Source organism: Steroidobacter agaridevorans (genome assembly GCF_009932555.1).
In the GTDB taxonomy this organism is placed as follows: Bacteria; Pseudomonadota; Gammaproteobacteria; order Steroidobacterales; family Steroidobacteraceae; genus Steroidobacter; species Steroidobacter agaridevorans.
In genome coordinates this window covers 152305-164506 of record NZ_BLJO01000005.1, presented here as the reverse complement: position 1 = coordinate 164506, position 12202 = coordinate 152305, and the positions used below count along the sequence as shown (strand labels likewise).

11 protein-coding genes are annotated in these 12202 nt (G+C 63.4%); 6 read left to right on the top strand and 5 right to left on the bottom strand.

Features of this window, described 5'->3' with window-relative positions; genetic code table 11:
- Positions 1 to 7: 7 nt before the first annotated feature.
- Complete coding sequence (locus GYH35_RS18825; protein WP_161812980.1) at positions 8 to 1300, bottom strand: sensor histidine kinase; 1293 nt, start codon at positions 1298 to 1300, stop codon at positions 8 to 10.
- 97 nt (positions 1301 to 1397) lie between these two features.
- Here GYH35_RS18825 and GYH35_RS18820 point away from each other — a divergent pair, with 97 nt between their 5' ends.
- Positions 1398 to 1925 carry a TIGR00645 family protein gene (locus GYH35_RS18820; protein ID WP_161812981.1) on the top strand — a complete coding sequence of 176 codons (528 nt, stop codon included), beginning with the start codon at positions 1398 to 1400 and terminating at the stop codon, positions 1923 to 1925.
- 25 nt (positions 1926 to 1950) lie between these two features.
- Here GYH35_RS18820 and msrB read toward each other — a convergent pair whose 3' ends face one another.
- Positions 1951 to 2424 carry a peptide-methionine (R)-S-oxide reductase MsrB gene (msrB, locus tag GYH35_RS18815; protein ID WP_161812982.1) on the bottom strand — a complete coding sequence of 158 codons (474 nt, stop codon included), beginning with the start codon at positions 2422 to 2424 and terminating at the stop codon, positions 1951 to 1953.
- A 152-nt stretch (positions 2425 to 2576) separates the two neighbouring features.
- Here msrB and GYH35_RS18810 point away from each other — a divergent pair, with 152 nt between their 5' ends.
- Genes GYH35_RS18810 through GYH35_RS18800 form a run of 3 tightly spaced genes read left to right on the top strand, consistent with a single transcriptional unit; the run spans position 2577 to position 6100 of the window.
- The gene (locus tag GYH35_RS18810) at positions 2577 to 4004 is read left to right on the top strand and encodes an ADP-ribosylglycohydrolase family protein (RefSeq protein ID WP_161812983.1); all 1428 of its coding nucleotides are present in this window, start codon (positions 2577 to 2579) and stop codon (positions 4002 to 4004) included.
- 3 nt (positions 4005 to 4007) lie between these two features.
- Positions 4008 to 5069, top strand: a complete 1062-nt coding sequence (locus GYH35_RS18805; protein WP_161829221.1) for a putative zinc-binding metallopeptidase — start codon at positions 4008 to 4010, stop codon at positions 5067 to 5069.
- The gene (locus GYH35_RS18800) at positions 5066 to 6100 is read left to right on the top strand and encodes a D-alanine--D-alanine ligase family protein (RefSeq protein ID WP_161812985.1); all 1035 of its coding nucleotides are present in this window, start codon (positions 5066 to 5068) and stop codon (positions 6098 to 6100) included. Before GYH35_RS18805 ends, GYH35_RS18800 begins: the two co-directional genes overlap by 4 nt.
- Positions 6101 to 6149: 49 nt before the next feature.
- Here the strand turns inward: GYH35_RS18800 and GYH35_RS18795 are convergent, their stop codons facing one another.
- The 3 genes from GYH35_RS18795 to GYH35_RS18785 all read right to left on the bottom strand — a co-directional run bounded on the left by GYH35_RS18795 (position 6150) and on the right by GYH35_RS18785 (position 10226).
- Complete coding sequence (locus GYH35_RS18795; RefSeq protein ID WP_202624412.1) at positions 6150 to 8219, bottom strand: S9 family peptidase; 2070 nt, start codon at positions 8217 to 8219, stop codon at positions 6150 to 6152.
- A 54-nt stretch (positions 8220 to 8273) separates the two neighbouring features.
- Positions 8274 to 9458 carry an FIST signal transduction protein gene (locus GYH35_RS18790; protein WP_161812986.1) on the bottom strand — a complete coding sequence of 395 codons (1185 nt, stop codon included), beginning with the start codon at positions 9456 to 9458 and terminating at the stop codon, positions 8274 to 8276.
- A gap of 129 nt (positions 9459 to 9587) precedes the next feature.
- Positions 9588 to 10226 (bottom strand): glutathione S-transferase family protein, encoded by a 639-nt coding sequence (locus GYH35_RS18785; protein WP_161812987.1) that lies wholly within the window; start codon positions 10224 to 10226, stop codon positions 9588 to 9590.
- Between the two features lie 65 nt (positions 10227 to 10291).
- On the opposite strand from GYH35_RS18785, the gene GYH35_RS18780 reads away from it, so the two are divergent.
- The gene (locus GYH35_RS18780) at positions 10292 to 11482 is read left to right on the top strand and encodes an O-succinylhomoserine sulfhydrylase (RefSeq protein ID WP_161812988.1); all 1191 of its coding nucleotides are present in this window, start codon (positions 10292 to 10294) and stop codon (positions 11480 to 11482) included.
- Positions 11482 to 12186, top strand: a complete 705-nt coding sequence (locus GYH35_RS18775) for an HAD family hydrolase (RefSeq protein ID WP_161812989.1) — start codon at positions 11482 to 11484, stop codon at positions 12184 to 12186. Before GYH35_RS18780 ends, GYH35_RS18775 begins: the two co-directional genes overlap by 1 nt.
- The last annotated feature ends 16 nt before the right edge of the window (positions 12187 to 12202 follow it).

Sequence of the window (12202 nt, the reverse complement as noted above, 5' to 3'; positions counted from 1 at the left end):
CGTTTCCTTACCGAGCCGCCGCCGCGATTCTCGGCAAATAAACCTGCAGCGTCGTGCCGCGACCGACGTCGCTGTCGATCTTCACTCGGCCGCCGGCGCGCGCGACGATTTGATCGACGATCACCAATCCGAGGCCAGTGCCTCGGTCGCCCTTGGTCGTGAAGAACGGCTTGAACGCGTTGAGGCGCGTCATCTCATCCATGCCGACGCCGCTGTCGCGGACATAGATCGCGACATACGTCGCACGTTCGTCATCTTCGTCGCCGATGATGGCGTCCTGGTAGTCGATGTCGAGGTCGCCGCCCGAGGGCATGGCGTCTCTCGCGTTGATGACCAGGTTCAGCATCATGCGCTCGAACTGCGACGCGTCCATGAACACTCGACTCACCGGGCCCGAGCTGCGCACTCGCAGGCGGATGCCGGTGCCGAGCAGTACACGAAACATGTGAGAACATTTCGACAGCGCCGCGCCAATGTCCAGAACGCGCGGTGACACCGGATCGTCCTTGCCGAAGTTCATGATCTCCTGGGTGAGATTCTGACCTCGCTGGAGCGCTTCGATCACGCGCTGCGCATAGTGATCCGCCTGCGGCGCCAGATTGGGAACGCGGCGGATCAACTCGGTGAAGCCGAGCGCGATACTCACAATCCCTCGAAAGTCATGCGCGACGCCGGCGGCCATGCGCCCCAGCGCCTCCATGCGATGCAACTCCATCAGATGCAGCTGGTAACTTTCCAGCGCTGTCTCGGCGTGGCGATGCTCATATTCGCCATAGAGGCGTGCAATCGTATCCGCGATCGTCGCCGCGAAATCGCTTTCGGCTTCGCTCCACATGCGTGGCGCACCGATGTGCTCGTGACAAACGACGCCGACCACTTTGCCGCCTACGTAAATCGGGGCATCCAACAGCGAGGTAATACCCAGCGGCTCGAGATACGACTCGCGCAACTCGCCGGTGGTCGTTGCGCTGAGTGCGTCATCGGCGGCAATGGTGCGCTGCTGCTGCAGCGCTTGAAAATAAGTGGGAAAATCCTGCGCGCGCAACACCGCGCCTTGAAAAACCTGCTGACTGGAGAATTGCAGCAGATATCGACAACGCAGCGCTCGATCCTCGTCGGCCAGAATCCATACGCCGACGCGCTCGACGTTCAAGGTTCGCGCCGCAATTTCCGACAGTTGCAACCACAAGTCGCGTAGCCGCGACGCCGGGCTGGCGTGCAGCCGGGCCAGCTGCATGCGCTCGGTTGCGAACGAAGCCGGGCTTCCGCTGCCTTCTCCCTGCTGAGTGTCTGCGCTCATGCTGGGCGGACTGTACCCCCGACCGGATCGACATCCAATACGTTCAGCGGGTCATACGGTAGAATCCCCGCCGGTACCGCCGGTCCGGAACGGAGCAATGGAAAAGACGATCGAAAAGTTGTTGTTTGCCAGTCGCTGGATTCTGGCGCCCGTCTATCTGGGCATGTCGCTGGCGCTGGTCGCGCTGGGCATCAAGTTCTTCCAGGAGCTGTACCACCTGATCACCGATGTGGCCTTCATGGCCGAAGCGGACATGGTGCTGTTGCTGCTCGCGCTGGTCGACATGGTGCTGGTCGGCAGCCTGATCGTCATGGTGATGTTCTCGGGTTACGAGAACTTCGTGTCGGCGCTGGATGTGGAGGAGGGCGCCGAAAAGTTGAGCTGGCTGGGCAAGCTCGACGCCAATTCCCTCAAGTTGAAGGTGGCCTCGTCCATCGTCGCGATCTCATCGATTCATTTGTTGCGCGCTTTCATGGAGACGCCGACGCTGGCCGAGAAAGGCGACACGCTGATGTGGTACGTCATCATCCATCTGACGTTCGTCGTGTCGGCGGTGATGATGGGCGTGCTGGATCGAATTACCGCCAAGTCCCACGGCAGTCACGATCACGAGGGCGAGGCTTGAACCTCGCCCCGGGATACGCGGTTGCTTATGCGGCCGTGTGCTGTTCCGGCGGCTGACCTTCCGGATAGAACTGCATCGACGCCGAGTTCAGGCAATAGCGCTGATGAGTCGGCGGCGGGCCGTCCGGGAACACGTGTCCCAGGTGACCGTCGCAGCGGCGGCAGCGGATCTCGGTGCGGATCATGCCGTGGCTGACATCGCGCAGCTCGGTGATGTGCTCGGGATCGAACGGCTGATAGAAGCTCGGCCAGCCGGTGCCGGACTCGAACTTGGCATTGGCCTGGAACAGCGGCAACCCGCACAGGCGGCAGGCATACAGCCCCGACTGCTTGTTGTTCAGCAAAGTGCCGCAGAACGGCCGCTCGGTGCCGTGATCCAGAATGATGTGGCGCTCTTCCGGGGTCAGCGAGACCGCGAGCCGTTCACGTTCGGCCTTGCTCAAGGGACGCAGGTCGTAGCCGCTGGCGGAGCTGACGGCCGATTCGGTGGGCTTTTGCATGGAAGAGTCCTCGGGTGGGGTCTGACGAGAATTGGCGGCGGCTGCGGCCAAGTCAAGGTCGCGAGGCGTCTTCCGGCCGGGCGCGAATATAGGTGGAACGCACCGGCCGCGGTGCGGGTTTATGCCGACCGCATCCCTTATCATGGCTGCCCATGAGTACCGATCCTTTCACTGTCGGCATCGCCTCGGTGCCGATCCCGAACAGCTATTGGGTGCGCCCAGGGCAGCTGCTCGCCGGTGAGTATCCGGGATCGATGTCGCGCGCCGAGGCGACAGAACGCGTGCAGAAGCTGTTGCACGCGGGCATCAACAGCTTCGTCGACCTGACCGAAGAGGGCGAGATGCCCGCCTACGATCCGCTCCTGGCCAAGCTCAGCGAGCAGCACATCCGTTATCGGCGGCTGCCGGTGCTCGATCATGGCTTGCCGGAGTCGCCGGCCCACATGGTGCGAATCCTGGATTTCATCGACAGCGAGCTGGCCGCCGGCCGCTGCGTTTACGTTCACTGCCGGGCAGGCATCGGCCGCACCGGCACCACGATCGGCTGTCATTTGATCCGCAGCGGCTTGGGCAGCGAGGCAGCGCTCGATCGGCTGCAGGATCTGTGGCAGCAGTGCGGCCGCTCGCACCGCTGGCCGACCATTCCCGAGACCGACGAGCAAATCGAATTCGTGCGTCAATGGCGCGAGTCGATGGCGCCGGGCAGTCCGGTCGATGTGCTGGGACGGTATGAAGCCAGCATCGTCGGACTGGCGATCGGCGACGCGTTCGGCAGCATGGTCGCGAACAGCAATTTCGACGCCGCAACGCTGGTGGCTGGCGGCGGCCTGCGCGATGCCGGAATGCTCGTCACCGGCGCAAGCACGGCGATGACTCGCGCCTTGGCCGAGAGCTTGCTGGCCAAGGGCATCAACGATTCCGACGACCAGATGCAGCGCTATCTCGCCTGGAGCCAGAGCGTCGGCAATATCGGCGTGCCTCAGGAAGTGCGCCGGGCGCTGGCGGGGTGGCAATGGTCGAGAAAAAAGCTGGCGGGCACGCACGACCCAGCCAATCTGGATCCGCATTCGCTGCCGCGCACCTTGGTGGTCGCAATGTTTCTTCGCAGCGATCCGCAAGCGGCCATCGACGCAGCGGTCGAAGCTTCGCGCACCACGCAGCAGTCGCCGATCGTGCTGGATCTGTGCCGCGTCTGGGCGGCGCTGTTCGTCGATGCGTTCGCCGGCGTGAACAAACAAACATTGCTGGGCTTCGGCGGGCCGGCGATGCAGTTGGTTCGGCAGCGCCAGCTCAAGCCGCAGGTCAAACAATTGGTCGAGGGGCGCGCGAAGCCTTGTGTCGATGCCAGCGATGCCCTCGCGGTAACCTGCGTGGCGTTGAACGGCTTTGCCGGCGCCAAGACGCTACACGATTCGTTGATTCGTGTGCTCACTTCCTCGCGAGCCGCGCCATCGGCAGCCGCGCTCTGTGGCGCCCTGTGCGGCGCCTATCATGGCGGCGATGCCATTTCGCCCGAACTGCAACGGCAGTTGTCCGAAGAAGCCGTGTTGCGCTCCCTGGCCCGCCATTTGATGCATTGAGCGATGGCGACTCGGATCAAGCGTGCTCCTGCTCGTCGTCGTGTGCGCTCCCGCGAACCCGCCTGGACACGGCTCAGCGACGAGGAGCTGTTGCAGAAACGTTTCTGCGACCTGCGGCTGACTCTGCGCCACACGGAGATCGACAGTCACATCCGCCAGATCCGGCGCGATCTCAAGCGCCGCGGCATCCTGTTCGCGCCGCATGTCTGGCTGTCCGAAGAATGGTTCTCCCCCGATGGCGTGCCCGGCATCGCCATCGCGTTCTATATGGCGCATCCGCGGCTGATGCGCCTGGAGCGCAAGATGATGGACGAGGTGGAGGGCGGCAATGCCAACTGGCTGACCCGCATCATGCGCCACGAGTTCGCGCACGCCCTCGACAATGCCTATCGCATCCGCCGCCGCAAGGGATGGCGCGAGACTTTCGGCGATCCGGAGCGGCGCTATCCAAACGTGTATCGGCCGCGGCCCGCCAGTCGTGACTTCGTCTTACATCTGGGCCACTGGTACGCGCAGAGCCATCCCACCGAAGACTGGGCCGAAACCTTCGCGGTGTGGATGCAGCCCAAAGCGCGCTGGCGGCGCGACTATCAGGGCTGGCCCGCGCTCGAGAAGCTGGAATATGTGGATCGGCTGATGATCGAGCTGTCCGGCACGCTGCCGCACGTGATGAACCGTTCGCTGATCGAGCCGATCGGCAAGAACAAAACCACGCTGGCCGAGCACTATCGCCGCAAGCGGGCCCGCTATGACTTCGATACGCCGGACGCGTATGACTTGCGGCTCAAGCGTGTCTTCGGCAAATATCAAAAGGGTCGGCGGCGCGTACGTGCGAGCACGTTCGTGCGCCAGAGCCGGCCGGAATTGGAACGTTGGCTGATGCGGCGCTCGCGGTTGTATCCTTATCTCGTGCATCATGTGCTGAGGACGGTGACTCAACGCTGCCGTGAGCTGGACCTGGTGCTGGATACTTCCAAACACGAAGCCAAGCGCTCGTTGCTGGGCGTACTGGAGCGAATCTTGATCGACATGCTGCGGCGGGACCGCGAACGCTACACCCTATGAAGCCGCGTCGAGTCCTGGTGCTGATGCATGAGAGTCTGGTGCCGCCAGAGAGTCTCAAGGGCCTCAGTGATAAGGAAATCGACGAGTTCAGGACTGAATACGATGTGAAGGCGGCGCTGGAGAAGGCCGGCCACGAAGTGCGGGCGCTCGGGCTGGGCGACAATCTCGCCGAGCTGCGCTCCATCATCACCGAGTGGAAGCCCGATGTGGCTTTCAATCTGCTCGAGGAATTCCAGGGCATCGTTACTTACGACCAGTACGTGGTCGCATTCCTGGAGCTGATGAAGCTGCCGTACACCGGCTGCAACCCGCGCGGCATGATGATCTCGCGCGACAAGGCGCTCTCCAAACAGATTCTTTCCTATCACCGCATTCCTACCCCGGGCTTCGCGGTCATTCGCAAAGGGCAGCGCTACCGGCTGCCGCGCAAGCTCAAGTTTCCCCTGTTCGTGAAGTCGGTGACCGAGGATGCGTCGCTCGGCATCTCACAAGCGTCGGTGGTCCCCGATGCCGACAAGTTGAAGGAACGTATCCAGTTCATCCACGAGCAGACCAACTCGGACGCACTCATCGAGGAATATATCGAGGGCCGCGAGCTGTACGTCGGCGTGCTCGGCAACGACCGGTTGCGGACCCTGCCCGTGTGGGAGATGGATTTCGGCACCTTGCCGGACGTGATGGCGGGTATCGCCACCCGCAAAGTGAAGTGGGATCGCCGCTATCAGACGAAACATGGCATCCGCACCGGCGCTGCGCAGAACCTGCCGGAAGGGTGCGCCGCTTATCTGGATAAGTTATCGAAACGCATCTTCCGCTCGCTGTACCTGAGCGGTTACGCGCGCATGGACTTTCGCATGCGGCCGGACGGCAGCGTGTTCGTCCTGGAAGCGAACTGCAATCCGAACATCAGCCGCGAGGAGGACTTCGCCGACTCGGCGCTCGCCGCCGGCTTGGAGTATCCGGCGCTGCTGGAACAGATCATTCGGGTTGGCAACAACTACCAAGCCGCCTGGCGCGCCGACGAAGAGTAGCCGGGCAAAGAAAAAGGCCCGCTTCGCAGCGGGCCTTTAAAATCGAAACTCATTCGCCGCTCTTGCCGGTCCACTCATTCAGCCACTTCTGCACCTCGTGGTGCCAGCGGATGCTGTTGTTGGGCTTGAGCACCCAGTGGTTCTCGTCCGGAAACATCAGCAGGCGGCTGGGAATGCCCTTGCGCTGTAGCGCTGTGAACGCCGACAGGCCCTGCGCGTACGGAATTCGATGATCGCGCGTGCCGTGGATGACGAGCATCGGCTTGTTCCAATTCGCGACGTGATTGACCGGGTTGAACTTCTCGACGTTCTCCGGCACTTCCCACGCAATTCCGCCTTGCTCCCATTCCGTGAACCACAGCTCCTCGGTGGAGTAGGCCATGGCGCGCGAGTCGAACACGCCGTCGTGATTCACCAAGCACTTGAACGGCTCGGCCCAGTTGCCTGCGATCCAGTTGATCATGTAACCGCCGTACGACGCGCCGAGCGCGCACATGCGAGCGCCGTCCAGCCATTGATATTTGTCGAGCGCGGCCGCGAGACCCTTCTGCAAGTCTTCGAGCGGCTTGCCGCCCCAGTCCTGGCTGATCGAATCCGTGAACGCCTGGCCGTAACCGGTCGAGCCATGGAAATCGATGAACACCGACGCGTAGCCCGCGCCCGCATAGGTCTGCGGATTCCAGCGATAGCTCCAGGAATTGGCGAACGAGCCCTGCGGGCCGCCATGGATGATGAACGCGACCGGATATTTCGTGCCGGGCTTGAAGTCGGCCGGCTTCATCACGAAGCCATATACCGTCGCACCTTCGGCGCCCGCGAACGTGAACTGCTCCGGCTCGCCGAGCTTGACCTCCGCCAGCGCCGCTTCGTTCATGCGAGGCAGTGCCCGCAGATCGCCGCCCTTGATGGTGAGCGCCTGCAACTCGGCCGGAGATTTCAGCGAGGACGTCGTCAGCACGATTTCTTTCTCGCCGACGCTGAAGGCTTCGACGCGTCCCGGGCCGGTCAGCATGGTGGGCTTGCCGGTCTTCACCTCGACCGACCACAGCGGATGCTGGCCGAAATGATCGGTGGTCACGAACAACGTCTTGCCGTCGTTGGCGAAGGCCATGCCGTCGACCGAACGGTCCCATTCCTTGGTGAGCGCGCGACGCTGGCCGCTCTTCAGATCCATGACCACGACGTGGAAACGGTCGGCTTCGAAGCCGGCGCGTTCCATCGCGCGCCACGCAAGCTGGCTGCCGTCGCGAGAGAACACGGGCTGCGTGTCCCAGGCGGGGTTGTCTTCGGTGAGGTTGCGCAGGCCGCTGCCGTCGACGCCGACTTCATACAAATCGAAGTTGGTCGACCACGGCTCCGACTTGCCCTTGAGGCGCGTCGAGAACACCAGCCTGGAGCCATCCGGCGAGAACGTATATTCGCTCGCATCGCCGAAGGGCTTGGACGGCACGTCGGCATCGAGGGCCTTGCTGACCGACACTGGCTCGGTGGCCGCCCCATTGCTCAGCTGGAGCACGAACAGTTGCGAGATGCGGCCGTCGCTCCAGGCGTCCCAATGGCGCACGAACAGGCGGTCGTAAACCTCGCCGCTGTCCTTCACGTTCTTGGCTTCCTTGAGCCGGTCGACCGTGCACGGCAGGTCGTTGCAGTCGGGGAATACTTCCAACGTCACGGCAAGGCGGCCGGCCTGGCTGGCAACGTGGAACGAACCGACATCGAGCGGCAGGTCGGTGACCTGAATCGCTTCGCCGCCGTTGGCCGGCAAACGCCACACCTGGCTGGAGCCGCTGCGCGTCGACAGGAAATAAATCTCGCGACCGTCGGCGGTCCATTCCGGCGAGCTGTCGCCCTCGGGATGGGTGGTGAGCCGGCGAGGCTGCGCCCCTTTGGTTGCGATATCGAGCGCCCAAAGATCGGTGCGGCCCCGGTTCGCGGCCAGATCGGTCTCACGCATCGTGAAAACGGCCGTGCGGCCATCGGGCGAGAGCACCGGCTCGGACACGCGCTGCATGCGGACCAGGTCTTCGACATTGAAGGGATGGGGGGCAGCGAGGGCGCCCAGCGGCATCAGTAAACAAGCGGACAACGCACAGGCGGCAGGGGCGAACGACTGACGCATCAAGGGGACTCCGGTCCGGCGAAAGGGCGGGAGTATAGAGCTTATCGCAAGCGCTTATTTCTTCTCGTGGATAACCGCGAAGGCGCTGGTGTAGCTGTGCAGGAAGGTGGAGTTCTGGATGGGCCCGAACTCGCCGTCGCAGAAAAAGCCGCCGATGGGCAGGTCAGCGACCAGGCGCCGGAACGCATTGCTGTCGTGATCGGCCTGACCGTACAAGCCAATGCCGCGGCCGTGGCAGGAGAACAGCAACGCCCCGGCATCGGGTTCGACGGGATGCGAAGCCCGATAAGCCCGCAGCGTGCGTTCCAGGTCGATGGCCGAGGTGGCGGCGTCGCGCAGATGGAATTGCACGACGCTATTCGCGGGCACGTTGGCGCTGACCCACAACGCGCCGCTTTGCGGATCCATGCCGAGAATGCCACGGATCAAAAAATCGCCCGGCGTGAATTCGCTCGCGTCGGTGCGCATCGCCATGCCCAGATGCAAAGATTGACTGAACAACTCCCGATCGGGCGCGGGCAGGCGCTCGAACAGCGCCGACAGCACATCCCGGGGCGAGCGCCCGTCGAGCTCCCGGATCAGATTCTCGTGCGCCGACGTGACGAACATCGGATCGCCGATCGCCCGGCAGCCCTGCGCGACCACCATGTCGATATCGACGTTGCCGGTCAGGGCGAGTGAAATGCAGCCCGAGTGGTAGACCTGATTGCCCAGGTACAACGCGCTGCCGCCCACCTGCCGCGCGCCGCTCGCCAGGCCGCCTATCTTCGGCGCCAACGGATAGATTCGGTCCAGGCCACGGATGAAGGTCTCGGCCTCGAAGCTGAAAGGGTCGGCAAGCAACAGGAATGAGGGCTGCTGAGCGGAGGTGACCCGCAATGCGTCTTCCCACGCGCGTGCTTCGGCGTACACCGGCGGCACTTGGGCGGCATCCAGATGCGTGCCTTTCAGGCGCACGCCGGGCAGCACTGCGCCGGTCAACGAAAAGGCGGGACGATCTTCGATCTCGCGACCGCCGCCGATCACGCCACCGCCACAGCAGCCGAAAATGAAGACATTTTCGAACTCGCGTTGGAGCAGCGCCGGCACGGCGTCGAAGTGGCCCGAGTGCTCGGCGCTCACGAACACGATCGCCAGATCCGGTTCCTGACGTCCCAGCCCGAGGAACACGGTCTCAGCGGCATGCTCCACTGCGGCCCGCAAGGAATTATCGGTGTCGACGGCGGATGCCCAGCGCATAGCTGTCCTGCTTGAATGCGAGTCGAGCGCTCGATTCTAGGCATTCTTTCGTTAAATGCCATTCTGCAATCGCCGTCGCGCGGCCTGTCGTCGGCAGCGCTGCGAGCTGAGCGTTATTTACCGACTCGGTTAAGTGCCGAAGCCCGTGTCCACTTCCACCTGGGACTCGGCGATCCACTCCTGCATGTATGGATCCTGGAGGAGTTGCTGCTGGTACGCCTCGACGATGGGGCTGGAAAACCTCGAGCCGTAGTGGCGGAAACGCACGGCGACCGGCGCGTACATGGCATCGGCGATCGAGTACTCGCCGAACAGCCACGGCCCACGTTGCGCATATTGCGAACGGCACTCGTGCCACAGCTGCTGAACCCGATTCACATCGTCGATGCCTTGCGGAGGCAGCGGCACGATCGCGGTACCGATCGCCTTCATCGGCCAGTTAGTGCGCAAGGCCGCGAAGCCTGAATGCATCTCGGCGCTGACCGCACGCGCCAGCGCCCGGGCGCTGGGATCGGACGGCCAGGCGCGGCCCTGAAGCCGCTCGTTGAGGTACTCGGCGATGGCCAGCGAGTCCCAGATCTTCAGCTCGCCGTCGATCAGCAGCGGCACGCGCCGCGTCGGCGAATACTTGACGATGTCGCGCTGGAATTCAGGTGTGTCGAGCGGCAGCTTCACTTCCTGGAACGGCACGCCGAAATGCTTCAGCACCAGCCAGGGGCGCAGCGACCAGGAGGAGAGATTCTTGTTGCCGATGACGAGAGTAAGCATGGGTTGAGTAGAATGCGGCACGCCCCGCATCCCGTCCACCGAGATTTATTAAACCCTCGTTGACCATGACTGAACATCACCTTGCCACGCTCGCGGTCCGCGCCGGCCAGAGCCGCTCCCACGAAGCCGAGCATTCCGAGCCCATCTTCACCACGTCGAGCTATGTGTTCGCGAGCGCCGCCGATGCCGCCGCGCGCTTCGACGAGAGCGTCAAGGGCAATATCTATTCGCGCTTCACCAATCCCACCGTGCGCTGCTTCGAAGAGCGGCTCGCGGCGCTGGAAGGCGCGGCCTCGTGTGTCGCGACCGGCTCCGGCATGGCGGCCATTCTCGCGACCTGCATGGCGCTGATGAAGGCGGGCGATCACATCGTTTGTTCCGACAGCGTGTTCGGCTCGACCATCGCGCTGATCAATCGGTACCTGGTGAAGTTCGGCGTCGAAGTCACCTATGTGCGTCCGGACGACAGCGAGGCATGGCGGCGCGCGATCAAGAGCAACACCAAGTTGTTCTTCCTCGAGACCCCGTCGAACCCGCTTTCGGTCATCGCGGACATTCGCGCCATCGCCGATATCGCGCACGAGCGCGGCGTGCTGTTGATCGTCGACAACTGTTTTTGCACGCCGGCATTGCAGAAACCGTTCGAGCTGGGCGCGGATCTGGTGATCCACTCGGCCACCAAATATCTGGACGGTCAGGGGCGCTGCGTGGGCGGCGCGGTGCTGGGCAACGAACAACTGGTCGGCAAGGATATTTTCGGCTTCCTGCGCACCGCCGGGCCGAGCATGAGCCCGTTCAATGCCTGGGTGTTCCTGAAGGGGTTGGAAACATTGGAACTGCGCATGCGGGCGCATTCCGCCGCCGCGTTGCAGCTGGCCCGTTGGCTGGAAGTGCAGCCGGGCGTCAGCAAGGTGTACTACGCGGGGTTGGAGTCGCACCCGCAACATGCGCTCGCGAAGCGGCAGCAGAGCGGCTTCGGCGGCATTATCGCGTTCGATGTCGAGCAGGGCCGAAAGGGCGCCTGGGCGTTCGTCGACGCGACGCGGTTGCTCTCGATCACTGCGAACCTCGGCGACACCAAGAGCACCATCACTCATCCGGCGACGACCACTCATTCGAGAATCAGTCCCGCGGAGCGCGAGCGCGCCGGCATTACGGAAGGTTTGCTCCGCATCTCGGTCGGTCTGGAAGACGTGCGCGATCTGCAAACCGATCTCGAGCGCGGCCTCGCGGCGGTTCGTGCGGTGGCGGCGTGATGGCGGGCGACCTGTCGGGCGTCCGCGCGGTCTGCTTCGATCTGGACAACACGTTCTGGGACGTGATGCCGGTGATCGAGCGGGCCGAACAGGCCATGTACGATTTTCTAGCCCTCAAGTACCCCCGCGTGACCGCCGCCATGACGGTCGAGATGTTGCGCAAAGCTCGCCAGGAGACTGCGCAGGCCTACCCCCAAATGGCGCATGACTTTACTTTTTTGCGCCGGCAGACACTGGCCGATCATGCCCGGGAGTTCGGTTACGCCGAGGCCATGGCCGACGAGGCGTTCGAGGCTTTCCTCCAGGCGCGCAACGAAGTGGTGCTGTACGACGACGTGCTGCCGGGCCTGGACTGGCTCAAGCCGCACTTCCGTCTGTTTACCGCCAGTAACGGTAACGCCGATCTAAAACGCATCGGTCTGGCGCATTATTTCGAGCGCTGCCTGGCCGCCCGGGAGGTCGGTGCGTTGAAGCCGGATCCGCTCCTGTTCCACAAGGTAATTGAAGGAACCGGACTGACACCACAACAGGTTGTGTATGTGGGCGACGATCCGGCCCTGGACGTAGTCGGGGCAAGGGCCGCCGGTATGCATCCGGTCTGGATCAATCGCGGCGACTTCGCATGGTCGGCCGAGTTCGGGGCGCCGGTGCATACAGTGCGAACATTGCATGAGCTCGGCACCCTGTTGGGGCTGCGGCGCTAACCAAGGCCCCGCGCCG

What these genes read in the sequence shown, in the direction of transcription:
- GYH35_RS18825 (WP_161812980.1), bottom strand. Translation starts at nt 1,300, where the DNA reads ATGAGCGCAGACACTCAGCAGGGAGAAGGCAGCGGAAGCCCGGCTTCG.
- GYH35_RS18820 (WP_161812981.1), top strand. Translation starts at nt 1,398, where the DNA reads ATGGAAAAGACGATCGAAAAGTTGTTGTTTGCCAGTCGCTGGATTCTG.
- msrB (WP_161812982.1), bottom strand. Translation starts at nt 2,424, where the DNA reads ATGCAAAAGCCCACCGAATCGGCCGTCAGCTCCGCCAGCGGCTACGAC.
- GYH35_RS18810 (WP_161812983.1), top strand. Translation starts at nt 2,577, where the DNA reads ATGAGTACCGATCCTTTCACTGTCGGCATCGCCTCGGTGCCGATCCCG.
- GYH35_RS18805 (WP_161829221.1), top strand. Translation starts at nt 4,008, where the DNA reads ATGGCGACTCGGATCAAGCGTGCTCCTGCTCGTCGTCGTGTGCGCTCC.
- GYH35_RS18800 (WP_161812985.1), top strand. Translation starts at nt 5,066, where the DNA reads ATGAAGCCGCGTCGAGTCCTGGTGCTGATGCATGAGAGTCTGGTGCCG.
- GYH35_RS18795 (WP_202624412.1), bottom strand. Translation starts at nt 8,219, where the DNA reads ATGCGTCAGTCGTTCGCCCCTGCCGCCTGTGCGTTGTCCGCTTGTTTA.
- GYH35_RS18790 (WP_161812986.1), bottom strand. Translation starts at nt 9,458, where the DNA reads ATGCGCTGGGCATCCGCCGTCGACACCGATAATTCCTTGCGGGCCGCA.
- GYH35_RS18785 (WP_161812987.1), bottom strand. Translation starts at nt 10,226, where the DNA reads ATGCTTACTCTCGTCATCGGCAACAAGAATCTCTCCTCCTGGTCGCTG.
- GYH35_RS18780 (WP_161812988.1), top strand. Translation starts at nt 10,292, where the DNA reads ATGACTGAACATCACCTTGCCACGCTCGCGGTCCGCGCCGGCCAGAGC.
- GYH35_RS18775 (WP_161812989.1), top strand. Translation starts at nt 11,482, where the DNA reads ATGGCGGGCGACCTGTCGGGCGTCCGCGCGGTCTGCTTCGATCTGGAC.